At 57.9% G+C, this 25,001-nt stretch carries 24 protein-coding genes; 10 read left to right on the top strand and 14 right to left on the bottom strand.

Annotation, left to right across the window (positions count from 1 at the left end):
* Positions 1-45: 45 nt before the first annotated feature.
* The 3 genes from B0E33_RS22080 to B0E33_RS22090 form a co-directional block, all read right to left on the bottom strand.
* Positions 46-570: a SixA phosphatase family protein gene (locus B0E33_RS22080; protein WP_023000684.1), complete on the bottom strand. Its 525-nt coding sequence runs from the start codon at positions 568-570 to the stop codon at positions 46-48.
* Between the two features lie 61 nt (positions 571-631).
* Entirely contained in the window at positions 632-1,168 is a 537-nt protein-coding gene (locus B0E33_RS22085; protein WP_208984209.1) for a hypothetical protein, read from the bottom strand.
* Between the two features lie 105 nt (positions 1,169-1,273).
* Positions 1,274-2,119 carry an AAA family ATPase gene (locus tag B0E33_RS22090; RefSeq protein ID WP_077292433.1) on the bottom strand — a complete coding sequence of 282 codons (846 nt, stop codon included), beginning with the start codon at positions 2,117-2,119 and terminating at the stop codon, positions 1,274-1,276.
* Positions 2,120-2,429: 310 nt separating this feature from the next.
* On the opposite strand from B0E33_RS22090, the gene B0E33_RS22095 reads away from it, so the two are divergent.
* From B0E33_RS22095 to B0E33_RS22125, 7 genes are all read left to right on the top strand, one after another.
* On the top strand, positions 2,430-3,821 hold the full coding sequence (locus tag B0E33_RS22095; RefSeq protein ID WP_075284272.1) for a flagellar hook protein FlgE: 1,392 nt from the start codon (positions 2,430-2,432) through the stop codon (positions 3,819-3,821).
* Positions 3,822-3,894: 73 nt separating this feature from the next.
* Positions 3,895-5,748 (top strand): flagellar hook-associated protein FlgK, encoded by a 1,854-nt coding sequence (gene flgK / locus B0E33_RS22100; RefSeq protein ID WP_077292434.1) that lies wholly within the window; start codon positions 3,895-3,897, stop codon positions 5,746-5,748.
* Between the two features lie 13 nt (positions 5,749-5,761).
* Positions 5,762-7,297 carry a flagellin family protein gene (locus B0E33_RS22105; protein WP_077292435.1) on the top strand — a complete coding sequence of 512 codons (1,536 nt, stop codon included), beginning with the start codon at positions 5,762-5,764 and terminating at the stop codon, positions 7,295-7,297.
* Positions 7,298-7,567: 270 nt separating this feature from the next.
* A complete protein-coding gene (locus B0E33_RS22110; protein WP_006932702.1) occupies positions 7,568-7,861 on the top strand; it encodes a ribbon-helix-helix domain-containing protein in 294 nt (97 codons plus the stop codon).
* 113 nt (positions 7,862-7,974) lie between these two features.
* Entirely contained in the window at positions 7,975-8,370 is a 396-nt protein-coding gene (locus B0E33_RS22115; RefSeq protein ID WP_031269183.1) for a VOC family protein, read from the top strand.
* A gap of 18 nt (positions 8,371-8,388) precedes the next feature.
* The gene (locus B0E33_RS22120; protein ID WP_077292436.1) at positions 8,389-8,913 is read left to right on the top strand and encodes a Twin-arginine translocation pathway signal; all 525 of its coding nucleotides are present in this window, start codon (positions 8,389-8,391) and stop codon (positions 8,911-8,913) included.
* A gap of 17 nt (positions 8,914-8,930) precedes the next feature.
* Positions 8,931-10,502, top strand: coding sequence for a GMC family oxidoreductase (locus B0E33_RS22125; RefSeq protein ID WP_023000692.1), 1,572 nt, complete (start codon positions 8,931-8,933; stop codon positions 10,500-10,502).
* A gap of 289 nt (positions 10,503-10,791) precedes the next feature.
* Here B0E33_RS22125 and flaF read toward each other — a convergent pair whose 3' ends face one another.
* The 9 genes from flaF to B0E33_RS22175 all read right to left on the bottom strand — a co-directional run bounded on the left by flaF (position 10,792) and on the right by B0E33_RS22175 (position 20,303).
* Positions 10,792-11,157, bottom strand: coding sequence for a flagellar biosynthesis regulator FlaF (flaF, locus tag B0E33_RS22130; RefSeq protein ID WP_075284275.1), 366 nt, complete (start codon positions 11,155-11,157; stop codon positions 10,792-10,794).
* Entirely contained in the window at positions 11,039-11,533 is a 495-nt protein-coding gene (gene flbT, locus B0E33_RS22135) for a flagellar biosynthesis repressor FlbT (protein ID WP_006932693.1), read from the bottom strand. The genes flaF and flbT overlap by 119 nt, the downstream gene beginning before the upstream one ends.
* A 92-nt stretch (positions 11,534-11,625) precedes the next feature.
* Positions 11,626-13,119 carry a flagellin N-terminal helical domain-containing protein gene (locus B0E33_RS22140; RefSeq protein ID WP_062488259.1) on the bottom strand — a complete coding sequence of 498 codons (1,494 nt, stop codon included), beginning with the start codon at positions 13,117-13,119 and terminating at the stop codon, positions 11,626-11,628.
* Between the two features lie 289 nt (positions 13,120-13,408).
* Positions 13,409-14,905: a flagellin N-terminal helical domain-containing protein gene (locus tag B0E33_RS22145; RefSeq protein WP_077292438.1), complete on the bottom strand. Its 1,497-nt coding sequence runs from the start codon at positions 14,903-14,905 to the stop codon at positions 13,409-13,411.
* 678 nt (positions 14,906-15,583) lie between these two features.
* Positions 15,584-17,080 (bottom strand): flagellin N-terminal helical domain-containing protein, encoded by a 1,497-nt coding sequence (locus B0E33_RS22150; protein ID WP_077292439.1) that lies wholly within the window; start codon positions 17,078-17,080, stop codon positions 15,584-15,586.
* A gap of 626 nt (positions 17,081-17,706) precedes the next feature.
* Positions 17,707-18,102 carry a hypothetical protein gene (locus B0E33_RS22160; protein WP_062488262.1) on the bottom strand — a complete coding sequence of 132 codons (396 nt, stop codon included), beginning with the start codon at positions 18,100-18,102 and terminating at the stop codon, positions 17,707-17,709.
* 274 nt (positions 18,103-18,376) lie between these two features.
* Positions 18,377-18,871 carry a hypothetical protein gene (locus tag B0E33_RS22165; protein ID WP_023000699.1) on the bottom strand — a complete coding sequence of 165 codons (495 nt, stop codon included), beginning with the start codon at positions 18,869-18,871 and terminating at the stop codon, positions 18,377-18,379.
* Positions 18,868-19,179, bottom strand: a complete 312-nt coding sequence (locus tag B0E33_RS22170) for a rod-binding protein (RefSeq protein WP_023000700.1) — start codon at positions 19,177-19,179, stop codon at positions 18,868-18,870. The genes B0E33_RS22165 and B0E33_RS22170 overlap by 4 nt, the downstream gene beginning before the upstream one ends.
* Positions 19,179-20,303, bottom strand: coding sequence for a flagellar basal body P-ring protein FlgI (locus B0E33_RS22175; protein WP_023000701.1), 1,125 nt, complete (start codon positions 20,301-20,303; stop codon positions 19,179-19,181). The genes B0E33_RS22170 and B0E33_RS22175 overlap by 1 nt, the downstream gene beginning before the upstream one ends.
* Here B0E33_RS22175 and B0E33_RS31170 point away from each other — a divergent pair.
* From B0E33_RS31170 to dksA, 3 genes are all read left to right on the top strand, one after another.
* Positions 20,284-20,580, top strand: coding sequence for a hypothetical protein (locus B0E33_RS31170; protein WP_167579587.1), 297 nt, complete (start codon positions 20,284-20,286; stop codon positions 20,578-20,580). The two genes, B0E33_RS22175 and B0E33_RS31170, sit on opposite strands and share 20 nt — an antisense overlap.
* A 56-nt stretch (positions 20,581-20,636) precedes the next feature.
* Positions 20,637-21,056 (top strand): flagellar assembly protein FliX, encoded by a 420-nt coding sequence (locus B0E33_RS22180; protein WP_075284324.1) that lies wholly within the window; start codon positions 20,637-20,639, stop codon positions 21,054-21,056.
* 165 nt (positions 21,057-21,221) lie between these two features.
* Positions 21,222-21,638, top strand: a complete 417-nt coding sequence (gene dksA, locus B0E33_RS22185; protein WP_006932683.1) for an RNA polymerase-binding protein DksA — start codon at positions 21,222-21,224, stop codon at positions 21,636-21,638.
* 278 nt (positions 21,639-21,916) lie between these two features.
* Here dksA and B0E33_RS22190 read toward each other — a convergent pair whose 3' ends face one another.
* Together B0E33_RS22190 and B0E33_RS22200 are read right to left on the bottom strand one after the other, a co-directional pair.
* Positions 21,917-23,899: a bifunctional 2',3'-cyclic-nucleotide 2'-phosphodiesterase/3'-nucleotidase gene (locus B0E33_RS22190; protein ID WP_077292441.1), complete on the bottom strand. Its 1,983-nt coding sequence runs from the start codon at positions 23,897-23,899 to the stop codon at positions 21,917-21,919.
* A gap of 206 nt (positions 23,900-24,105) precedes the next feature.
* Positions 24,106-24,912 (bottom strand): lytic murein transglycosylase, encoded by an 807-nt coding sequence (locus B0E33_RS22200; protein WP_023000705.1) that lies wholly within the window; start codon positions 24,910-24,912, stop codon positions 24,106-24,108.
* Positions 24,913-25,001: the final 89 nt, after the last annotated feature.

Consider the following 25,001-nt stretch of genomic DNA (forward strand, 5'->3'; position numbering starts at 1 on the left):
TAGGCGCAGGCGGGAACAAGTACAATCCGGGACTCGGCTGATGCTCTAGTCGAGGTCTTCCTTCAGGTCCCGTGGTTTGACGAAACGTTCCAGATGGCCGGTCTTCGGCTGCAGCTCTGACCAGTCGGCAATGTCGAAATCGATCACGGCAAGAGCGCCGGTCGGAAACTTTTCCTGAATATCGGCAATCGCGTCGCTGGATGCCGTGCCGCTGAGGCTCAACGCCGTATCCTCGGTTGCCGGGTTATGGCCAATGACCATGAGGTTCTGGGCCCGGCCACCATATCGGCGGATCAGCCCGACATAGTCGTCTTCGCTTTGCTGGTAGAGGTCGGACACCAGGTGGATCTGTGTTTCCTGTGTGAGGGTAGGCAGAAGTCGGGCCAGGGTTTCCCGGGTCCTCTGTGCAGTAGAGCACAGGATCTGGTTGGGCTGCAGGCCCTGTTCCTTCATGTAACGGGCCATCTTGACGGAGGCGGTCTTGCCGCGGCTGTTCAGAGGCCGGTCGATGTCGGCCAGGTTCGCGTCGCCCCAGTCTGATTTGGCGTGTCTGAACAAAAGGAGCCGCATTGTCTTTCCTGGTTCCTTGAAAGTGGAAAGTGTGCCGGCGGGTCAAAAGCCGGACTGCCGGTCAGTTCTGGTTGGCAAGCGCCATGGTGAAGGCGGTTACCGCCGGTCCGATCTCCACTTCCTGAGTCGGCAGCGTGTAGGACAGCCACAATGTATAGTCCGATGTGGCACCGGAAAAGTACCACATCGTTTCGCACAGGCTTGTCGGCGTCCAGTTGCGGGTCCGGAAGGAGATGCCGGAGGCGGCAGCGCCTGTCAGCTTGATCGGTTCGAAACCGGCTGCCTTGTAATTGCGGGAAAATGTCAGCGCTTCGCGGCGGCCGGTGCCCTGCAGGTGTTTGCGCAGGACAGCGGTAATGCCGTCGCGGCCGGTGTAGATGCATCCCGCCTGGCTGACGGCATCACCCTCCATCACCTTGATGCGGTAGTAATCGCCGATCATGTCGGGGCAGCGCAGGCCGGTGAAATGGCGCAATCCGCCGACATCGCTTTGCCAGCCTGCGTCCTTTTCGGGAGGCACTTGTGCAAGAACAGGCCCGCTCGCCGCTATCGGCAGCGTGAGCATCGCCAGCACCAGAAGAGCGGTGGCCTGTTTCACCAAGTCAGTCTCCTTGTCACCCCGACCCGAAGATCGCGTTTTGCCCGGTCAGCCGCCCGGGCGTTCAGCCTCGACAAGCTTTCACGTTGAGGCATGCCCGGATCTTCAGGACCGTTCCCGCCGCGCCATGAATGCCAGGCGTTCGAACAGGTGCACGTCCTGTTCGTTCTTCAACAGCGCGCCATGCAGCGGCGGTATCAGTTTGGAGCTATCTTGTTGACGAAGGGTTTCAGGATCGATGTCTTCGTTCAGCAGCAGCTTGATCCAGTCGATCAGCTCCGAGGTAGAGGGCTTCTTCTTCAGTCCGGGGACGTCGCGTACGTCATAGAAGAGGCGCAGTGCCTCCGACAGAAGCCGTTGCTTGATGCCGGGAAAATGCACTTCAACGATTTCCGCCATGGTATCGGCATCGGGGAACTTGATGAAATGGAAGAAGCACCGGCGCAGGAAGGCGTCGGGCAGGTCCTTCTCGTTGTTTGATGTGATGATGACCACCGGGCGCCGCTTTGCACGGACGGTTTCACCGGTCTCGTAGACGTGGAACTCCATGCGGTCGAGTTCCAGGAGAAGATCGTTCGGAAACTCGATATCGGCCTTGTCGACTTCGTCAATCAGCAGAACCGGCCGCTCTTCAGCGTCGAATGCTTCCCAGAGCTTGCCCTTGCGAATGTAGTTGTTGATGTCCTTGACACGCTCGTCACCGAGCTGGCTGTCGCGCAAGCGCGAAACGGCGTCATATTCATACAGGCCCTGCTGAGCCTTGGTGGTGGATTTTACATGCCATTCGATCAGCGGGGCTTTCAGGGCGACCGCAACCTGTTCGGCGAGCACGGTCTTGCCGGTGCCGGGTTCACCCTTGATCAGCAACGGCCTCTCCAGGGCGACTGCGGCGTTGACCGCGACCCTCAGGTCTTCCGTGGCAATATAGCTTTCAGTTCCTTCAAAGCGCATTTGGCCGTCCGTTTTTCCTAGGTTGGCCGCAAGGTGGCAGGCCACGCGCGGCTGTGCAAGCCCGTAAAAGGCAGGAGTGCCGGCGCACGGCAATTTTGAACATCTGCCACCGGCCAGAGCGGAAGTTTTTGCCTGTCGGGTCGTGACCTGCCGGGTTCTTTTTTCCGCTTCTGGAAAAGGAAAATTTCCTAAGTCTATGAAACAAAACGATAAATTATGTCCTCGTCAAACTGGCACGGCCTTTGCGGAGGAAGGCCGATTATGGGCGTAAGCCCGCGTCGCAGTGCCCGATCTATAAAGAGGACCGCAAATGGGTATTTATGGGGCTATCAACTCGGCTGTCTCCGGACTGGCTGCGCAGGCTACGGCTCTGGAGAATATTTCCGGTAACGTCGCAAACTCGCAGACGACCGGTTACAAACGGCTCGACACGACCTTTTCGGATCTGGTTTCCGGGGGTGGGGCCAAGCAGGCCCAGCAGGTTTCCGGAACCACCTTCGCCACATCCCGCGCCACCAACACCGTGCAGGGTGATATCACGTCGGTCGACGTCGATACCTACATGGCCATCAACGGCGCTGGCTATTTCGTCGTGACCAAGGCGTCCGACGTGGTCGACGGCTCGACCACCTTCGCAGATGAGACCTACTACACCCGCGCCGGTGATTTCGAGCGCGACAAGGAAGGTTATCTGATCAACAGCTCCGGCTATTATCTGCAGGGCTTCCCGCTGGACCCGAACACCGGAAATGCGATCGGCGACAACCCGGCCGTCATCCAGATCGAGAACCAGCCACTGGCAGCATCCGCAACCACGACTGTGGACTACCAGGCTAACCTTCCTCGGGTTCCCGCGACTACCGACTATGATGGCACGGATGAAACCACTGCCCTCCTGAACGCTTCGGTTGGTGCCGGTAACGTTGCCGTTGCAGATGAAACCGACTTCCTGAACAGCTCCATTTCCGGCGGATCCACAACGATCTACAATCAGAACGGCACGGCGATGAACGTCGAAATCCGTTATGCCAAGACCGCGAACTACGATGCTGGCCCGCCCATCGTGGAGGACGCCTGGTCGATGTATATCGGTACTGGCGGCGATGCGACCGATGCCTGGTATGATGTTGGTACCGTCCAATTCGACGATACCGGCGAGATGACGACCCTGACCGCCGGTGCCATGGCCGGTTCCGCAGTGAATGGTACGGGCGACGGCTTTACAATCTCCTCGCTGACCATCGGCGGCACGACGGCAACGGACGTCGAGTTCTCCTTTGCCGACGGCTCCCTGACCCAGTATTCCGACAAGGACGGCCGGGCCAGCTCCGTGTCGCTGGATCCGGATGGATATCCTGCAGGTGAGCTGATCGGGGTGGCTGTAGACGCTTCCGGCCGTGTCATTGCCAGCTATTCCAACAACCAGCAGCGTCCGGTTTACCAGATCCCGCTTGCGACGTTCGAGGCCGAGCAGGACCTGCAGCGCGTTGACGGTGCCGCGTTTGCGGCAACGGCCGGATCGGGAGACGCGGATCTTTCCGGAGGCGGGCAGATCCTGGCCAAGAAGCTGGAACTCTCCAATGCCGATATCGCGGACGAGTTTTCCAAACTGATCATCACCCAGCAGGCCTATTCGGCAAACTCGCGGATCGTCACCTCAGCAGACGAAATGCTCGACGATGCCCTGAATATGGTCCGGTAACACCGCCTAGGCCGGCGGGGCACTGACCCGCCGGCCATCTGGCCTGGTCGCGTATAAGGAAGGAGAAGCCGCCATGGGTCTTACAAGTGCCCTGAATACCGCGGTTTTCGGAATCACCTACAATCAGCGTCAGCTGGACGTCACCGCGTCCAACATTGCGAACGCGGATACGGCCGGCTATTCGAAAAAAATAATTTCGGCGAATGTCTATTTCGACGGCAACGGCAACGTCGCCGGAATGAATGCGACGGAAGTGCGCCGGATTGTCAACGAGCAGATCCAGTCCGACTATTTCAACTCTCTCGCCGACACCAGCTACTCCCGGCAGATTGCGGATTTTACCGACCGTCTGGACGATATTTTCGGCACGATCGACGACAAGAGTTCGTTGTCGTCCCTTGCAGGCAATCTTTCAGCTGCACTTGCCGGCCTGGTAAATGATCCGGGCAACTATGCCGTTCAAAAGGATGTGGTGTCAGCCGCCGAAGCTTTTGCGCGCGAAATCAACTCATCCTATGAGCAGATTGCGGACCTGCGCCAGGAAGCGGACAACGCACTGGCTTCCCAGACAGATAGCGTGAATGGCCTGCTCTCAAGCATTGAAGACATTGACGAGGCGATCCAGAACGCGACCCAGTCCGGTGTTTCGACTGCCGACATGGAAGACGAGCGCGACCGGCTGATTGAGCAGTTGTCCGGTTATATCGATATCGACGTCACCAAGAACGACAACAATTCAATTTCCATCCGCACCGCCAGCGGCGACCAGCTTTACGCAGACGGCCAGGCATCGACGCTGACCTTCGATGCCACGCATCTACTGCAGCCGGGCCAGGCAGGCAACTCGGTGATGGTGAGAACGCCAGGCGGCACCCAGTTCGATCTCATCGCGTCGTCGAAATCTGGTTCGATACAGGCAACTGCTGAATTGCGCGATGATATCCTGGTCGAGGCGCAGACACAGCTCGACACGATTGCTGCCGAACTGTCACTTGCCTTTTCCAATGTGAATGTTGAAAGCACAGCTGCGACCGTCGGTCTGGACAGCGGTTTCGATCTCGATGTGTCCGCGCTTCAACCGGGCAACACGATCACGCTGGATTACACCGACAGCAGCGGCAATCCGCAGTCAGTCACTCTTGTGGCCGTGGACGATCCCGCACTGCTGCCGCTGGACAACTCCGCTACGGCAAATCCGGGCGACACGGTCTTCGGTATAGACATTTCCAGCGGTGTTCCGGCAACCTATATCACCAACATCACCGCAGCACTTGCCGGTACAGGTCTTCTGGTCAGCAATGACGGGTCGGACAACCTTCGGGTTCTGGGCGACAACACGGCGCCGACCAGCGTTGAAAGCCTGAGTGCGAATGTCACCGTGACGGCGAATTCCGATCAGGGGTTGGGCCTTGCGATCTTCGTTGACCAGCGGGCTGGAACGGACCTCTTCACCGATGCGCTTGAAGGCGGCGGCCAGCGGCTCGGCTATGCCTCCGGAATCAGCGTTAATCCGGATCTTCTGGCCGATAGCGCGCTTCTGGTGAACTATCAGACCACGCCGACACCGAACACGACCAACGATCCTGCGCGTGCGCAGTTCCTGTCGGATGCCCTCAGCGTCGGCACGAAACACTATGACCCGGGCTCGGGTATCGGCAGCGCGTCGACACCGTTCCAGGGAACGCTGCTGGGCTTTGTCAACCAGACCGTCGCGTTTCAGGGCAACCAGGCGGAAGACGCAGCCACATATGCGGATTCCAAGGAAGCGCTGACCATGAACCTCGCCATTCGTTACGAGCAGAGCTACTCGGTCGATCTCGACGCCGAACTGGCCTTCATGGTTCAGCTGGAAAACGCCTATGCGGCCAATGCCCGCGTCATGCAGACCATCAAGGAACTCTTCGAAGAGCTCCTGAACATCGTTTAAGGTTGGGTGCGTTATGGCTGTTTCGAATATCACCACCTCCCGGACTTACCTGACCCGCCAGCTCGGCGAGCTCAACGATCTGCTGGCAAGCAAGACAACCCAGCTCGCCAGAGGCAAGGTCGGTACCACATACGGCGAAGTAGGCGACCGCCGGCTTCTGGACATTCAGCTGACACAGAAAGTCAGCATGATAGAGAGCTACCAGGACACCATCACCATCGCCAACTTGCACCTGAAGACCTCGACCATGTCGCTGGAGCGTCTGGAGGATATCCGGCAGGATGCGAAATCCGCGCTCGATACCAACGATTTCGTGCTGCAGGACGACGGGCAGACGCAGACCCAGTCCCGCGCCAAACTGCTGTTGAACGAAGCGCTCAACATTCTGAACACGGAAGTCGCCGGATTTTACGTCTTTGGCGGCACGGATGCCGTTCAGGATCCGGTTGCCAAGATCGATGCCATTCTGGAAGGGGCGAACGGCCGGGACGGGCTGAAAACAGTCATGAGCGAGTATTCCCAGGCAAATCTGGGTGCCGGCAACAATGGCCGCACATCGACCTCCGCGCTGACAACCAACTACGCTGGCCCCGTGCCAACGGATTCCACCTTCACCATTGCCGAAGATGGTGCACATGATTTCGGTTTCGACATAGCATCGGTTGCCTCGACCCTGACCAACGTCGCGATCACCGGGCCTTCGGGCACCGATCCGGACAGCTTCGACGTTCAGTTCACCGGTCAGCCGGAACTTGGCGAGACCATCACGGTGGAATTCTCCCTGCCGCCTGACCACAGCGAGACGATCTCCATCGAGCTGACGGCAGCAAACAGCACGGCTGAAGACGGAACCTTCGCGATCGGCGCCGATCTTGAGGAAACGGCGCAGAACCTGCGCGATGCCCTGGAAGCGGAGATCGAGCACCAGGCTCAGACAACCCTTCGCGCCGTGTCGGACGAATGGGCGGCAGAAGAGTTCTTCAGGACGTTCGGCGGGGAAGAGCCGCAGCGGGTCGACGGACCTCCCTTCGACAGCGCAACCGCGCTGATCGGTGGCGGCTCGACGACTGTCGCCTGGTATACGGGCCGCAACACGGCCACCGACGATCCACGCACGGACAAGAACGCAGTGATCGACAGCAATTTGACGGTGAGCTACGGCGTCCGGGCCAATGAAACACCGCTGCAGGAACTGGTCCAGTCGCTTGCGGCTTTCATTGCCGCGGATTTTTCGGGCGGCTCGACGATCGACGAAGAGTATTACAATACCCTGTCGACCAACCTGCGCACGACCTTGCAGCCGCCAGGTGTCGATCAGTCCGGGATCACCGATATTGCCACGGACATTGCCATCACGCATCGGACAGTGTCGCTGACCGATGACCGGCACGTGCAAATGAAGAGCAGCTACGAAGGCACGATCGCGGATATCGAGGGAATCGACCAGGATCAGGTCGCCGCCGAGATCCTGCAATTGCAGACCAATATCGAGGTTTCCTACAGGGCCTCGTCGATCGTGTTCAACCTGACCCTGTCCGATTACCTCTAGGATCGCACGGAACTTCCGGCTTTTCCCCGGGCGGTCTTCGCTACCTGCTGCCTGGACTGCCGGTCAGGGCCGGGAAAGGCCTTGAAATATTCCCCCTTTGGGGAAACACTCTTCTGGTTGCCTTTCTTCCCGACGGATATCTTCTGGTGTCCAGTTCCAACCGGTTTGCCGCCGGGGCCTTTGGCAACGGCGCGTTCTTTTCATTATCCCTTTTCAAAAAACAGATCGCGGCATACCGCGTAAAGATAGACACCATGGGAGGGAGAGCCGATGTGTCACGTATTTGCCGGACAGGATCCGGAACGCTATGCCAGCCAGACCCGGCGGTTGCGGCTCAACGGACAGAGCACGAGCATCCGACTGGAAAATTCCTTCTGGGCAATTCTGGATCAGATTGCTGCATCGGAAGGGGTGACGACACCGCATTTCATCTCGACGCTGCATTCAGAAGTGATCGAACTGCGCGGTGAACCGAAGAATTTCACATCGCTGTTGCGTTGCGCCTGTCTGAAGTTCCTCGAGATTTCGTCGAACCAGCATGCGGCTTCGATTGCCGCTGAATGACATTTTGCGCTGCAGCGCAAGTTTTACCGCTCGCAGTATAAGCATACTACCCGAGCGATAGTTGCCACGCGCTACGCTTCCGTCATGCAAATACAAGCAGAGCGGAGTAACGCGTGGCGAAAGCAATACATTCTATGATCCGTGTTCTGGAAGAGCACAGGTCTCTTTCCTTTTATGAAAAAGCATTCGGGCTGACCGTAGCGGATCGTCTGGATTTTCCCGATTTTACCCTGATCTACCTGCGCAACAGCGACTCCGGCTTCGAGCTGGAGCTGACCGTCAACAAGGGGCGGACAGAGCCCTATGACCTGGGCGACGGCTATGGGCATCTGGCGTTCAGTGTCGATGACCTCGACAGCGAACACGCACGCTTCGAAGCAGCAGGTCTCAATCCAAGAAAACTGGTCGATTTCGCACCGGCGGGAGACGTCATAGCGCGCTTCTTCTTCGTTGCGGATCCCGATGGCTATCAGATCGAGGTGCTTCAGCGCGGCGGTCGATACGAATGAATTGAACGGGAGGAGAGCATGAAAACCGAAAACAGTCCGAGAGGTCTGACCAGACGACAGCTTCTGGCCCGGGCGACGGCGGCAGGCGCTGCCTTCGTCACTGGGACCGGATTTCTGGCAGCAAGGGACGGCGCCTGGGCGACGGAGCTGACGGCACTCAAGCCGGACAGTTTCGCGACGCTGGTGCAGATGGCGCGGGACATCTACCCGCACGACCATGTCGGCGACGAATACTATGTCATTGCCGTCAAGGGATATGACACGCCCGACCACGCCGAGGATATCGAGGCCGGTATCGAGGCCCTGAACGGAGCAGCCCAGGGGAGAGGGCATACTTCCTATCTTGCGATCGGCTGGGAGCGTGACAGGGCGGACCTGCTGCGGTCCATGGAGGACAGCCCGTTCTTTCAAAGGGTCAGGGGCGGACTGGTAACGGGTCTCTACAATCAGAAAGCAGTCTGGCCGCTGTTTGGCTACGAGGGAGCTTCCTACGAACTGGGCGGCTACATCGACCGGGGCTTCAACGACATCAACTGGCTTTGAGCCTTAGGGAGGAAACCATGGCTGCACCATTTGACCTGAATGACGACACGGTTGTCGTCGTGATCGGAACGGGCGCCGGTGGCGGTGTGCTTGCCAACGAGCTGGCGCAGAAGGGCGTAAGTGTCGTGGCTCTGGAGGCGGGCGGACGCTATCTTCCGGATGATTATGTCAACGACGAGTGGGAAAGCTTCGGGCAGCTTGCCTGGGTCGACCCCAGAACCACGTCGGGCGACTGGCGGGTTGCAAAGGACTTTTCCGGCCTGCCGGCCTGGATCGTCAAGGCCGTCGGGGGGACCACCGTTCACTGGGCCGGGGCGTCGATCCGCTTCCAGCCACATGAATGGAAGGCAAAAACGTCCTACGGCAACGTCCAGGGAGCCAATCTGCTCGATTGGCCGCTGGATGCGGAGGAAATGGATCCCTGGTACACGCTTGCCGAAACAAAGCTGGGCGTGACGCGCACAGGGGGGCGGGCCGGACTGCCGGGCAACAACAACTACCTGGTGTTCGAAAAGGGCGCCAAGGCGCTCGGCTACAAGGAAGTCCATACAGGCCGGATGGCCATCAACTCGGCCGACTACGACGAGCGTATCGCCTGCCAGCAGACCGGTTTCTGTTTTCAGGGCTGCAAATGGGGAGCGAAGTGGTCCGCCGCCTACACGGATATTCCGCGGGGCGAGGCAACCGGAAATCTGGAAGTTCGCGACCAGGCCCATGTCGCACGAATCCTGCACGACGATGCAGGCAAGGTGACCGGGGTCGAATATTTCGACAAGGACGGCAATCTGCAGCTTCAGAAAGCCCGTGTCGTCTGCGTTGCCGGCAATTCCTTCGAAAGCCCGAGGCTGTTGCTGAATTCAGCGTCTTCCATGTTCCCGGACGGTCTTGCCAACAGCTCCGGCCAGGTCGGTCGCAATTACATGCGCCATACCACAGGCTCGGTCTATGCCATTTTCGACCAGCCGGTGAAGATGTGGCGTGGAACAACGATGGCGGGGATCATTCAGGACGAAGCCCGTCACGACCCGTCCCGCGGCTTCGTCGGCGGATATGAACTTGAAACCCTGGCTCTTGGACTGCCGTTCATGGCGGCGTTCCTTGATCCGGGAGCGTGGGGCCGGGAATTCACAAGTGCGCTCGACGGTTACGAGAACATGGCAGGCATGTGGATCGTCGGTGAGGACATGCCCCAGGAAACCAACCGGGTCACGCTCAATCATGATGTGAAGGACAGCTTTGGCCTGCCGGTTGCGAATGTCCATTTCGATGATCATCCCAACGACGTCGCAATGCGCAATCATGCCTACAAGCAGGGGATGGCCATCTACGATGCCGTCGGGGCGACCCGGACCTTCCCGACGCCGCCTTACCCGTCTACCCACAATCTGGGCACCAACCGGATGTCGGAAAATCCGCGGGACGGGGTGGTCAACCGCTGGGGGCAAACCCACGACATTGCCAATCTGTTCGTGTCGGACGGGTCCCAGTTCACCACGGGCGCTGCCGAAAACCCGACCCTGACGATCGTGGCACTAGCCATCCGTCAGGCCGATCATATCGCCCGGGAAATGAGTGCCGGCAATCTGTAGTCCCGTGAGGGCCGGCTTCCGGAAGGCTGGGCTTTCAAAGCCCGGCCAACGCGGAGGTTCTGAATGGATTGCCGGGCTCGCACTGGGCCGGTGCTGAATATCTCATGGCTGCAAATCCTGCCCGCAGCTTGAGGACCCGCTGATCTCCGGTGGAGGCTTCCTCCGTTTCCGCTGGAGGAGGGCAGGTGAACGTTGCAGTCAAGAGAAAGGCCGCCGAGGTTACCCTGGCGGCCTTTCTTGATCTTCTATCGTGTTTTCCGAGGCTGTTCTCGAACCGGCCGCACCGGGATCAGGACCTCAGACCCTCGGCAATCGAACGATTGATGCTGATGAGGGTATCGAGCTTGTTTTCGTCGTCAGTCGTCATGACTGTCATGGTCTGCTTGAACACGAACACGCCCAGCGAGGCGATGTTGTTCTTGATGTCCTGAGGCAGTTCGCTTTCAGGACTGGTCGCGGACGTCACGAGAATTGTCCAGAGCTTGCGATTGTACACCAGGGCGTCATCTTTTTCCGCAAGCGAGGAATTTGCCCATTCATCCTTGATCAACTGAAGCCGGGCTGCGGCCTTCATCAGCAGATTCGCTTCCAGCTCCCTCGGTGACATCGCCACCTGGCTTGTTTTCTGGTAAGCCTGCGCTGCCTGTTTGTACATGACTGATCAGCGTCCCTTCGTACTCGATGAGCTTACGTGCTTCTTTCAGTGCTTTATAGAAGGCGCCGGTTAGTATGGCGTTACTAATCCTGGTGACAAAAGGGATCGTACTCGGCGCGGCTTTCACTATGTCATTGACGAGGCTGAAGTAACTCTCCTGTATCTTCTCCAAGTCAGTTGACAGATACATCAGCTGAACGGCCAGGTAGACCCGTTTGGCTGGTGTATCCGCAGTGGCCGGCGTGAGAATATCCTTTTCTCGCAGAATGGGAGCCTGGCCTTCGATAAAGAGGCGAGTGCGTTGATTGTCATTGGTGATAACGCTTTCCCCAATGATAATTCGCTCGCCCGGTTTCAGCTCGACCTTGAGCGCCATTCCGTGACCTCCACGCAGAAGTATCGCTGTGAAACGTTAACGAAATCGTTAACGATTTGCCCCCGATACCTTAATGATAACTGCCGCCGGTGTTAACCGAACAGGCTCAAGACGCTCTGATCTGCCTGGTTGGCCAGAGACAGAGCAGTCGAAGAAAGCTGCTGACGGGTTTGCAGCGCCAGCATGTTAGCACCTTCTTCGTTCATGTCCGCAATAGTTAGGTGGCCAGCGCCAACCTCCAGCGTGTTGATCAGATTTTGGGTGAAATCGGTCCGGATTTCCACAGTCGAAAGAGCCGTACCCATCGACCGGGCCGCATTGCGAAGCTCGTCGAGCGCCGCGTTGATGGCCTGAAGCGTTCGATCGATATCCGTATCCGACTTGAATTCGGACGGCGCTGCCGTCAGTGACACGATTCCTGTCGTCGATCCGAGCGTCGTTCGGTTGAAGTCGCTGTTGCTGCTGGAAATGTCGAAAGAGACTTCGCCGATAAGGCTGATGCTGCCGCCCGAGAAGGTGGCATCCAGGCCCTTTACGTTGTTGATGAAGGTCACGAGATCGCTGACCGTGGTTTCTTCGTCGATCTCCAGAGAGGCCGGCTCGAAGCCGTTGCCGTCGGTGATCGTGATCGTGTCGCCGGCCTGGAAGCCGCCGGAGGAGACCAGCGTTGCCGTGGAACTGAGAGGAGACACCGTCATCGTGGTCGTTGTGCCGCCGGTGTCGCCACCGTCCGTCGCTGCGCCACCGCCGGTGTTGTCCTTGGAGATATAGAGAGCGTTGTCGAGACCGGACGTGATGGTGATGGAGTCCGTGGCTTCGTCAAAAGTGGCGTGAACGCCGTTCAGATCGTTCAATGCGTCCACGTAGTCCTGCACCGTGGTGATGTCGGTACCGACCGTCAGGTTGGTGGTGCCGGAGGAATCCGTGATGCTGACAACGTTGCCGGTTGCCCAGTCGGCGAGGTCCGTCAGATTCGAGGACGCCTGCAGGCCCGACAGGGAAATGGAGGTGGTGCCGCTGAAGAGGTTGAAGGACGACGTACCGGTGCCACCGGCATCCAGGTCATCCAGATTGAGACCATCATCTAGTGAAGTGTCTGTAAAATCTACCGGATTAACGGTCAGATTCGAGGTGCTGTCCTCGTTGAAGATAACTTCCAGCTCGTTGCCGGCACCGGCAAGAAGGTTTTTGCCCTTGTAGCTGGAGTCCCGTGCCATATCCTCGATCTGCTCGAGCAGATCGTTGTACTGGCTGGTGAACAGCTTGCGTTCGTATTCACTGGAGGTCTGCAAGGCCTGGTTCGCGATGGCCTTGGCCGATTCCACCAGTTTGGTAATCGACGTGATGCCCTTGTCCGCTGCCCGGATCGTCTGAACCGCCTGGCCCATGTTGTCCAAGAGGTTGGACAGATCACTCGCGCGGTCGTTCAGGGATTGTGCCGTGAAATAGGAGTTCGGATTGTCGAGCGCCGTGTTGACCTTCAGGCCCGTTGCCAGGCGCGTTTGCGTGATCGACTGCAAATCCGCCGTCTGTTTCAGCGACAGGAGATTGTCCCGGACAGCACTGGAGAGAACAATATCAGGCATCAGACTTCACCGCTTTCCCTATTCAGGTCTCGCCAAAGGCAACATGCGGGTAATCCAAGTCGAGCATGCACCTTTGCCGTAAATCTAAATGGAAAGTTAATCACTGATGCACGTATTAACGTCCCGTAAATAAAAGTTACCAAAAGGTTTCTTTTAAGATGTTGATTCTCAATGATAAAAAATTTCGGGTTCAGACAGTAATTCACGGCGTAAACGAAAACGGCGGACCAGTGGCCCGCCGTTTCTGATGCTTGTCTGTGAGTCGTGCGTCCGACTGATTCTCTTTGAATTAGAAGAGGGATAGCACGGTCTGGTCCGCCTGGGAGGCGAAGGACAGAGAGGTGGAAGCAAGCTGCTGACGGGTCTGAAGGGCCAGCAGGTTTGCACCTTCCTCGTTGGTGTCGGCCAGGGTCAAAAGACCTGCACCTTCCTGCAGAGTATTGATCAAGGTCTTCGTGAAGTCTTGCCGGATCTCAACAGTCGAGAGGTTGGTACCGAATTCGGAAGCCTGGGACCGCAGGTTTGACAGACTGGTGTTCAACCGGTCTATGACGCGGTTGATGTTCGTATCCGTTGCGAACCCACTGTCGGAGATCGCTTCGATCACGATGCCATCCGTGTCCGCGGTAAAGCCGGAGCTGTTGAAGTCCGTGTTGTCACTGGTCAGCGACAGGTCGGTTTCCGACGTGATGGTGATACGACCGGAGCCGTCATCGAACTTGGCCGAGACGCCGTTGAAGTCGTTGATGAAGTTTTCCAGGTCATCAACGGTGCTGTCTGCTTCAACTTCGAAGGTGCCGAGCTCGTAGCCGTTACCGTCCGTCAGCGTCAGAGTATCGCCAACCGCAAAGGAACCGGAGTCGATCAGGGCATCCGTGGTCGAAGAGAACGCAGTCGCGTCGACGAGGGTGCCTGCAAAGCTCGTGGTCGCAGAGCCGTTACCACCGATGTAGAAGTCTTCATCGGAGTAGATGGTCAGTTCGCCCGTGCCGTTGTCGAATTCTGCACGAACACCGGCAATGGCGTTGAGGCCATCAACCAGATCCTGAACGGAAGCCGTCGAGGAAACACCACCGGAGAGCACGGCCGGGTTGGTGGCAGTGTCGTCGACGAAGGACAGGCTCTGGGTCGTGGAGATCAGAGTGGAGTCCGACAGGGTGGAGGAAGTGTTCAGGGCAGAACCGCCTGCATCCTGCAGGGTGATGACGGTCTTGCCGCCCTGCAGCTGCAGGGAAGAGGTTGCACCTTCGCCTTCTGCCAGGTCGGAAAGGTTCAGACCGGTGGACAGTGCGGTGTCGGTGTAGTCGACCGCTTCAATTGTCAGCTTGGAGGTCGCATCTTCGTTGAAGATGGTGGTCAGGTCGTTGCCGTCACCTGCAAGCAGGTTCTTGCCTTTGTACGAGCTGTCCTTGGCGACGTCTTCGATCTGTTCCAGCAGGGCGTTGTACTGTGCTGCGTAGGTTTTACGCTCGTACTGGCTCTGTGTCTGCAGGGCCTGGTTGGCCTTCGCCTTCGCGGTTTCAACCAGATCCGTGATGGTCTGAATGCCTTTGTCCGCGGCTTTGATGGTCTGCAGGGACTGGCCCATATCGTCCAGCAGGGTGCTGAGATCGCCTGCGCGGGAGTTCAGTCCGGATGCCGTGAAGAAGCTGTTCGGATTGTCCAGCGCGGAGTTCACCTTCATGCCGGTTGCCAGCTTGTTCTGGACGCCCGACATCAGGTCTGCAGTGGATTGAAGTGTGAGGAGGTTTTGCCGCACGGCGGCTGACAGCGTAATGTCACGCATCGAATTATCCCTTTCCTGGGTCAAATTTCAACTGCTCTTCCTGAGCAGGTTGGGACCGATCATCGAGCGTTAACCTTAATCAATGGTTAAACGCTTGAAAAATAGGGTTATCAGGAGGTTAACGCCGTTTTGCGCCCTGTCTGAACTGTCAGGACGATTGCCTTCAAGTGCCGAGGCAGGGTTCCAAAAAGTGCCAGTGTCTTTACTGCGAGGGCAGGGTGCCAGGTTACGGCGATAGGCATGCAAAGCCCGGAGTCCGGCGGGTTTTGTCCTCGTCGGGTTCTGGCGGGACAAGCGTTCTCAAAAAAATTCAATGCGAGGCGTCATGGGAGCCGGTGCCGGCCTTGCATGTTTGCGCTGGCGTCGAGAGAGGGCCCGAGCAGCCATGGCAATTTGAATGAATGGGCGCAGGCTGCGAGCTGCGTTTATATCCACCTGAGCCAGAATCTTAACGATTGGGATCAGGCAAGGCTTTGAAACCGATGTTCGTGAAGAGGGGAGGATTCGGGCTGGGGGCGTGTCTTGGGAGTGAGCTTGGGGAGTGGGGCCGAATATAGATGCGCTTAAAGTTTTCCGCGGGCGCGAACGGCTGGATCGGGAAACGCGCTTGAGGATCCGGAAACAAGAAAAGCGGGCCGTGGCCCGCTTTCCAATGTCGTTCTAACCGAAATGTCTGGCTTAGAAGAGACGCAGAACGTTCTGGTCTGCCTGTGCTGCGAAGGACAGCGAGGTAGAAGCCAGGCTCTGGCGAGTCTGCAGGGCCAGCAGGTTTGCACCTTCTTCGTTGGTGTCGGCCAGCGTCAGCTTGCCAGCACCTTCTTCCAGCGTGTTGATCAGGTTCTTGGTGAAGTCCTGACGGTTTTCAACGATGGAGAGGTTGGTACCGAAGGAGGAAGCCTGCGTTCTCAGGTTCGACAGTGCAGTATTCAACCGGTCAACAGTACGGTTGATGTCCGTATCCGTCGCAAAGCCACTGTCGGAGATCGCCGAGATGCCGATACCGGTGGTGTTTGCGGTGAAGCCGGAGCTTGCAAAGTCGTCGTTGTCACTGGTCAGCGACAAGTCGGTTTCCGAAGTGATGGTGATGCGGCCAGAGCCAGTGTCGAAGTCAGCGGAGACGCCGTTGAAGTCGTTGATGAAGTTTTCCAGATCATCAACCGTGCTGTCGTCTTCAACTTCGAAGGAGCCGAGCTCGTAGCCGTTGCCGTCCGTCAGCGTCAGAGTGTCGCCAACAGAGAAGGAACCGGAGTTGATCAGAGCATCCGTGGTCGAGGAGAACGCAGTCGCGTCGACGAGGGTGCCTGCAAAGCTCGTGGTCGCAGAACCGTTACCACCGATGTAGAAGTCTTCATCGGAGTAGATGGTCAGTTCGCCCGTGCCGTTGTCGAATTCTGCACGAACACCGGCAATGGCGTTGAGGCCATCAACCAGATCCTGAACGGAAGCCGTCGAGGAAACACCACCGGAGAGCACGGCCGGGTTGGTGGCAGTGTCGTCGACGAAGGACAGGCTCTGGGTCGTGGAGATCAGAGTGGAGTCCGACAGGGTGGAGGAAGTGTTCAGGGCAGAACCGCCAGAATCCTGCAGGGTGATGACGGTCTTGCCGCCCTGCAGCTGCAGGGATGCGGAAGCGCCTTCGCCTTCTGCGAGGTCGGAAAGGTTCAGACCGGTGGACAGTGCGGTGTCGGTGTAGTCAACAGCTTCAATGTCGAGCTTCGAAGTGGAGTCTTCGTTGAAGATGGTTCTCAGGTCGTTGCCTTCACCTGCGAGCAGGTTCTTGCCTTTATAACCGGAGTCCTTCGCCAGGTCTTCGATCTGCGTCAGCAGGTCGTTGTACTGAGCAGCAAACTGCTTGCGCTCGTACTGGCTCTGGGTCTGCAGGGCCTGGTTGGCCTTTGCTTTTGCAGATTCAACGAGCTTGGTGATGCTCGAAATACCCTGGTCGGCTGCCTTCAGGGTCTGCGTGGACTGGCCCATGTCGTCCAGAAGAGTGGACAGGTCGTTTGCACGGGAGGTCAGGCCGGAAGCCGTGAAGAAGCTGTTCGGATTGTCCAGAGCGGAGTTCACTTTTTTACCGGTCGCCAGTTTGTTCTGGACGTCCGACATGAACTGTGCGGTGGACTGAAGGGTGTTGAGGTTCGCGCGAACCGCGCTCGACAGAGTAATGTCGGCCATTTTGTGTCCTTTCTAGGAGTACAAGATACGAGGACCCTTCCTGGGTCCGAGGGACATCTATCGGCGCTTTCTTGTAAGAAGTTCTAAACAAAGATGGTTAGCGCAAATTAACCTTAACAGCCCCCTAAGCCGAGCAACTAAAATCATTGCCAGAAAAAGTTGAGTATATTGTTTTGAAAGATAAATTTTAGCTGAGTAAAGATCTTAACGGGGACCAGCGAAAGCTTGAAGAATGCCTCTTGCCAGGTGCTCGGGCAGCGCAAATTTCCCCTAAGGGCGGTCGACTTGTCTGAAACCTGACGGATTTGTTAACTCGTGTGCGGAACGAGGCAGGTGAAGGTGCCGAAATCGAGGACGATAGACAGATGCGCCGGCAAGACGCGCCGGGCCGATTGCACGCGGGGTTTGCCAGCAGCTTTATAGAGCAAGCGTCAGGGGGGCGTGAGGAGGCTGCAAGCGATCAGTTCAAAGACCGTGTGGGGGCGAAGCTGAAGGCGTCGCTGGAGGAGGGCAGCAAACCTGCGGGAGGGGATTGGGGAAAGTCGAGTAGACAGGGGATTACCAAGGTCACAGCAAAGCCAGGCGCCGTCGGGAAACGGGCAAGGTATGAGGATGGCTGCGCCTGATCAGATAACGCGTTGAACCGGTTCTGCCTGAGGCTGGGTTTGCCGGGTTTCTATCGACTCGTTGTACGCCCGCAGACGAAGCAATGTCTCTGCAGGTATCTGCCGGACGACCTGACCGGTTTCGGTGTTGGTCGCAACATAGACCAGGGCATCATATTCCGGGTCGATGATGTTCTGGCGTTCAACCGTGGAAGAAAACCGTTCGCCAAACGAACGCTGGTCGCGCTCGTTGTTCGCACTGCGCTGTGCGTTTTGCGTCTCGGTGGATGGTCTTACGGTCTCTTCGACCGGAAGGTCCGTCTCAACTGAAGGAGCATTGCGCTCCGGAGCCCGCGCTACCGGCGTAATCGCCGTATATGTCGGCGATGGCGGCCGGGCCAATCCCGTGTCCAACATCTTTTCCTCCGGGTGACTAACAACTTTTACCCGATCAATCTGGAAAGATAACGTAAGGGAATGAATCGTCTGTTAACGGAATGATTAGACTTTTAAGGATTGCGATCTATCCGGTTGCGCCTGTTCCTGATTCGCTCTCGCAGTCCCGTCCTGCCGTTTGGGGAAACCTCTGGGCAGGTTTCGCGAGGGGGATAAATACACGAAAAGCTCCCGGCGGGGAGCTTTTCATCGTTACAGGATACCCGGCGTGGTTCTTGCTAGCTGTCAGCAATCCTCAGAGCGACTGATTGACAGCGATGCCCCGAGCGGATTGCGGTCCGGTTGGCGCAGAACCGTTTCGTCCGTAGGTGGTCGGTGCATTGGCATTCTTGGCGCCGGCGACCTTCGCGACGGTTGCAACGATGTTATTGGCAACGTCTCTTGCCGTTGAAAGCACCGCCAGGTTGATGCGCAGAACCGGCTGGAATTCGCTGTGCTGGCGACGCAGCGACTGGGTGGATGCCGGGGAAAGATTGCCCAGGGCGACCGCGTGTTCCTTCGCTGTCATCATGCCGCGGGTGTATTCGTGGATCAGCCGGGCCTTGTCGGGCTGCAGCTCGCCAGCTTCCCGGAGTTTACCGGCCCTGACCAGATCGGTTTCCATTTCGATCACGGACAGGAGGGCTTCCATGGTGCCGGACAAGGCAGAGCAGAACTGCTCGGCTTCCTGCTGGCTGGTAGGCCGCTCAAGGGAAAATGGAAAGGTGGATGCGTTGGGTTGTGCGGTCATCTTGACCCCTCCTGCAATGCGAGCAGTTCACGTTCCACGCTGTCGGCAAGGCCGATGCCGCCTGTTTGGGCGATGTTGCGTGCATATTCGTCGACCAGAAGGCTCTGCCAGGCATCCGCCCCGTGGCCTTTGCCCCAGGTGCCACCGTTTTCAAGGCCGGTGAACATGTTCTGGAGCATGGTGTTCAGGAAAACGGCCTCAAACTCTTCGGCGGCCTCGCGAACCCGCGTCTTGTTGGTCCGGTCGACGCCGCGCAGCGTGTCCAGCGGGCTTTGTTGAAAGGATGTCGGTGAAACAAGCTCGGCCATCACAGCACCTCGATATCGGCCTGGAGGGCACCTGCGGCCTTGATGGCCTGCAGGATCGAGATCATGTCGCGCGGACCGATCCCGAGGGCGTTCAGGCCATCAACAAGCTGCTTCAGCGTGACGGTTTGCGGAACGATGGCGAGTTTGGAGCCTTCCTCGTCCACGGTGACGTCAGAACGCGGTACCACGGCGGTCTGGCCGTTTGCGAAAGGCAGCGGCTGCGAGACCTGTGGAGATTCGGCAATCGTCACGGTCAGGTTGCCCTGGGCAACGGCGACCATGGAAACCTTCACGTCCTGTCCCATGACGATGATGCCGGAGTTCTCGTCGATGACGATGCGGGCTGCCAGATCCGGTTCGACGATCAGCTGCTCGATGTCCGTCAGAAGATCGACGATGTTGCCATCATATTGCTGCGGCAGGTCGATGCGTACGGTTGCCGGATCAAGCGGTTCGGCTGTCGGCATGCCGATCAGTTCGTTGACGGAGAGCGCGATGCGCCGCGCTGTGGTCAGGTCCGGATTGCGCAGGGCGAGACGAAGCGTGGTCAGCGAAGCCAGCTTGAATTCCAGTTCGCGTTCAACAAGGCCGCCGTTGGCGATCCGTCCGGCGGTGGGAACACCGCGAACAACCGACGCGGCATCCGCTTGTGCGGAAAAGCCGCCGATCGCGATCGAACCTTGGGCGATAGCGTAGACTTCACCATCGGCACCGACCAGCGGTGTGACCAGAAGCGTGCCGCCCTGAAGCGATTCTGAATCGCCGAGGGCGCTGACGTTGACGTCGATCCGGGTACCTTGTGTGGAGAAGGGCGGCAGGTTGGCAGTTACCATGACGGCCGCGACGGTGTTGGTGTTCAGGTCGATGTTGCGGGTGTTGACACCGAGACGTTCCAGCATGGCCTGCAGGCTCTGCTGCGTGAAAGGCGAATTGTTGAGCGAGTCGCCAGTGCCATTCAGGCCGACCACGAGGCCGTAGCCAATGAGCTGGTTTTCGCGAATGCCTTCGAAATCGGCAATATCCTTGATACGGGAGGCGGCGTGTACCGGTGCCAGCAAGGTTGTTGCAGCAACGGCGGCGGCAGCACCCAGAAGTGCCAGCCGCTTGAACCCTCCGCAGATCATTTCACCAATTTTTCGCATTACTGATCTGGCCCGCCATCGTGTTTCCGGCTTTGCTGCCGGGATACATATATTCGAAATGCGCAATGCGAGAGCCGTGCCACTTTTTACAAAGGCTTTGGTTCTTTCCATAAAAGTGGCGGAAATCCGGGCTCTTTGCTGGTATGATCACGAGCATATCCACGCAAAACTGTCGCTTGAGGTTAAAGAATTGTACCTGTTGGTCGGCAAATATTGCCTCACCCCCAAGGACTCATTTACCCTTCTCGGCAGAATCTGACGGGCAGAGCCACTCCATGCGCCAGAATTGCCGTCAGTCCGACTGGAAGATCGATCATGCGTATTACAGGCAATAAACCCATTTCCGGCGTTCAGGGACGAGGCGCCAAGAAGAGCGTTTCTTCAAGCGGCGACCAGTTCGCACCGGACCTTGGGGGTGAGGTTTCACAGTCTTCCCAGACCGCGGGCGGTGCGTCCATTCAGGGCATGGATGCCTTGCTGGCCCTGCAGGAGGTTGACGACCGTGCCGAGCGCCGATCCCGCGCTACCAAGCACGGGCACAATCTGCTGGACACACTGGAGTCGGTGCGGGCGGATCTGCTTGCCGGACACGTGTCGGAGGACCGGCTGGAGCTGCTCGCCAGGCAGGTTTCCAAACGCCAGTCGAGTGGTGATCCTGAGGTTGATTCGGTGCTCGAGGAGATCGAATTGCGGGTCAAAGTCGAGCTTGCAAAGCTCGGCCGATTCCAGGATTGAGCGTGCACACAAATCGATAAAATTTGTCGGCTTAGTGTTCAAAATTTACGCAACGTCTTGAAAGGTATAAACTTTCCTTGACGCCATTTTTAGCAAATGAACCGTTGTCCGCTGGCGGAACCGCCTATATATTGCGCCCGGCATAACGGTAATCCGGAGCTATCGATGACGGTTGAAATTGAGTCTGAATATCGACCCTCGGAAGACGAGCCGTTCATGAATGACAGGCAGCGCGAGTACTTTCGGAACAAGCTGCTTGTGTGGAAAGAAGAGATCCTGAAGGAAAGCAAGGAAACCCTCGCCAATCTTCAGGAGGAAAGCCAGAACCATCCTGACTTTGCCGACCGTGCGTCGTCCGAAACGGATCGGTCCATTGAACTTCGCGCCAGGGACCGTCAGCGGAAACTGATCTCGAAGATCGATGATGCCTTGGAACGCATTACAGACGGAAGCTATGGCTATTGCGAAGAGACCGGCGAGCCGATCTCTCTTCGGCGCCTCGAGGCGCGCCCGATCGCGACTTTGTCGATCGAGGCTCAGGAAGCCCACGAGCGTCGGGAAAAAGTGTATCGCGACGACTGATTTCCAGAAAACGGCCGGTTTGCCGCACAGACGGCAGATCCGTAACGACTTTCAAGACCTTCCCCTCGTGGGAAGGTTTTTTTATGTCTGTGGGCAGCTTTCCCATGCCGACCGCCCGCACGCCTCACCCTGAGAAGGACCATCAGGTCCGCCTCGAAGGTTGGGCAGCACGCTCACAAGCATGCGACCCATCCTTCGAGACAGCGCTATGCGCTTCCTCAGGATAAGTTTTTGGGGGAGCCTGCTCGTTCAAGCAGGCTTGCGAAAGTCGAGACCGTTCAAAGCGTGATCCGGTAACGGGCAAAGCCGTCTGCGCCGTCACCTGCCGGTTCAATCTTGACCCCTTCCACCGAGGCAGCGTGCTGTGTACCGCCCGGGCCGGTTTCGAACAGGACGCTGGTATCCGGCATCGGTTTGAACGACCAGTTGGCATCTGCCGAAGGGTTGATCGTGCCCTGTTCGACAATGTAGCGCACCAGGACGTCGCGATTGGTGTCCGGGCCGATGAAAACGACAACGTCGTCGCTGATGCCGGGGAAATTGCCACCGCCACCTGCACGGTAATTGTTGGTCGCAACCACGAAGGTTGCTTCAGGATCAAGCGGTGCGTCGTTGAACTCCAGGTTCACGATGCGGCTGGCGTCCGGATTGAGGACTTCGCCTTTCGCGTCGTATTTCGACGGCTGGCTCAGGTCTATCTGGTAGGTAACACCGTCGATCACATCGAAATTATAGCTTGGAAACTCCGGGTTGATCAGTGTCTGGTCGGCCTTGCCCGGCTCGACTTCCTGGAAAATTCCGGCTGAACGTTCCAGCCATTCCTTCACCGTGCTGCCCTTGATGGCGACCGCGCGAATGGTGTTCGGATACAGGTAGAGATCGGCCACGTTCTTGATGGCGACATCGCCGACCGGAACGTCGGTGTAGTAGTCCGGGCCGCCACGACCGCCGGCCTTGAAAGGCGCTGCTGCGGAAAGAACCGGCAGGCCTTCCCATTCCGTACCCTTCAGCATCTGTTCGATGTACCAGATCTGCGCCTTTGAAACGATCTGGACGCTCGGGTCGTCGGCCACGAGGGCGAAATAGGAATGCAAGGGAGCCGACGTCTTGCCGACGGGGCGGCGGACATAGGCAAGGGTTGCCTCGTGATCTTCCTTCACCGCATCGAGTACATCCTGCTGGCTCTCCACCAGCGGTGTCACGGTTCGACCTTCTTTTTCGTAGATCGGACGTGCTTCGGTCATGAAATTGGCGACACGCCAACCGTTGCCGTCGCGCTCGATCATCAGGTCGATGACGCCCAGATGCGATCCCCAGAAACCGCCCATCGCGGCAGGCTTGCCGAACAACGTGCCTTTCTCGCTGTCGATACCCGGCAGCCCCTCATACTGGGGACCGGGGAAGACCAGATGCTGGTGACCGGTAAAGACGGCGTCGATCCCGTCCACGCCGGCAAGGTGCAGGGAGGCGTTTTCCATGCCTTCGGAATAATCGTTGGCATCAATCCCCGAGTGGGAGAGGGCGATTACAAGGTCGCAGCCCTGTTCGCGCATTTCCGGGACGAAGGCCTTGGCGGTTTCGATAATGTCACGCGCATTGGCGTTGCCTTCCAGGTGGCGGCGGTCCCAGTTCATGATCTGCGGTGGCACGAAGCCGATGAAGCCGATCTTGATCGGATAGGACTTGCCGGCACCGTCGGTGACCTGTTTTTCAACGATCACATAGGGCTTCAGGAAAAGGGCGTCGTCTCGCGGGTTGCCGGCCAGCGTGCTGCCCTTGACAAGATTGGCGCAGACGACGGGGAAATTGGCCCCGGCCAGCACCTTCATCATGAAGTCCAGACCGTAGTTGAATTCGTGGTTGCCGAGTGTTGCCGCGTCGAATTCAAGGACGTTCATGCCCTTGATGACCGGGTGCAGGTCACCTTCGCTCATGCCGCGTTCATAGGCGACATAGTCCCCCATCGGGTTGCCTTGCAGAAAGTCGCCATTGTCGACCAGAACCGAGTTTGTCGCCTCGTTCCGGATATCGCGGATCAGTGTGGCTGTTCGGGCGAGGCCGGCGGTGTCGACAGGTTTGTCGCTGTAGTAGTCGTAAGGGAAGACATGGACATGGAGGTCCGTGGTCTCCATCAGGCGAAGGTGAGCCGTACCTTCCTTGGCCAGAACGGAATAGGGGTGCAGAGCTGCCGTGAAGCCAGTTGCCGCCGCGCCCATCAAAAGGGTGCGCCGTGAAATCGAAAAGTCTTTGATACTGGACATGGAATGGCTCCTGTTCGGTCGCTCGGCGATTGGTGTCGTTCAGCCTTGCGGAACAGCACGAGCCGGACCGACAGCTGCCGGTGCCAGCCGGGCGGCATGTTTCCGCGGCACACGGTTTTGGTCCGCAAGGATTACAACCGTATGACGCAAATTGCTGCCCGGATCGTCAGTTTTGTCAAGCAGGTTTATGGGCCGTCGAGCGGGGTCTACTCGCTGATCTGGCCAGCCATGACCGAGATCGTTTCCACGTAGACACTGGCCTTGTTCCATTGCTTGAGAACGTTGTAATTGGCAGTGCCCGGGCCCCAGCCCTGGCCGCGGCGCCAGCCTTTCTGCGCAAGATAATTTGCGGTGGAAGCCAACACATCGGGGATCGAGCGGATCAGGTCCTTGCGGCCGTCGCGGTCATAATCGACCGCATAACGGACATAGCTGGTGGCGAGAAACTGGGTCTGGCCGAGTTCGCCGGCCCAGGCACCCTTCATTTCGGCCGGCTGCATGTCACGGCCCTGCACGATCTTGAGCGCGGCGACCAGTTCGGCGGTGAAGAAATCGGACCGGCGGCAATCATAGGCCAGCGTGGCAAGGGATTGCAGGACCGGCATGTTGCCGGAGAAGCTGCCGTAGTTGGTTTCAAGCCCCCAGATCGCCAGCAGTACAGGTGCTGGAACACCGTATTTCTTTTCGATGCCACGGAAGATGCGGGCGTAGGTCTTGCCGAGCTGCTTGCCCCGCCGGATCATCGCGTTGTTGACCCGCTTGGCATAGAACTGGTTGAAGCTGAGCTTGAAGGATTTCTGGTTCCGGTCGAGCGAGACCACCTTCTTGTTGTATTTCACGTTCTTGAGGGACGATTCAACGACCCTTTTCTTAAGGCCGTAGCTTTGGGAATTTGCAATGAACGACTGTTTCCAGGCTTCGAAACCACCCGGGCCATTGCCGCAGCTTGCACTCCAGGCAGAAGGTGCGGACAGAAGAACAAAACCAAAGACGAATGCAGAAAGGAGGCGCATCGAATCCCCGCTGGGCCAATATAAGATTACCGGCATTCTATCCGAAAAAGCGGTAGCGTCATCCGGCAGATACAGGAAAAAGAGGTGTG

The sequence above is a fragment of the Roseibium algicola genome, assembly GCF_001999245.1.
GTDB classification, from domain to species: domain Bacteria; phylum Pseudomonadota; class Alphaproteobacteria; order Rhizobiales; family Stappiaceae; genus Roseibium; species Roseibium algicola.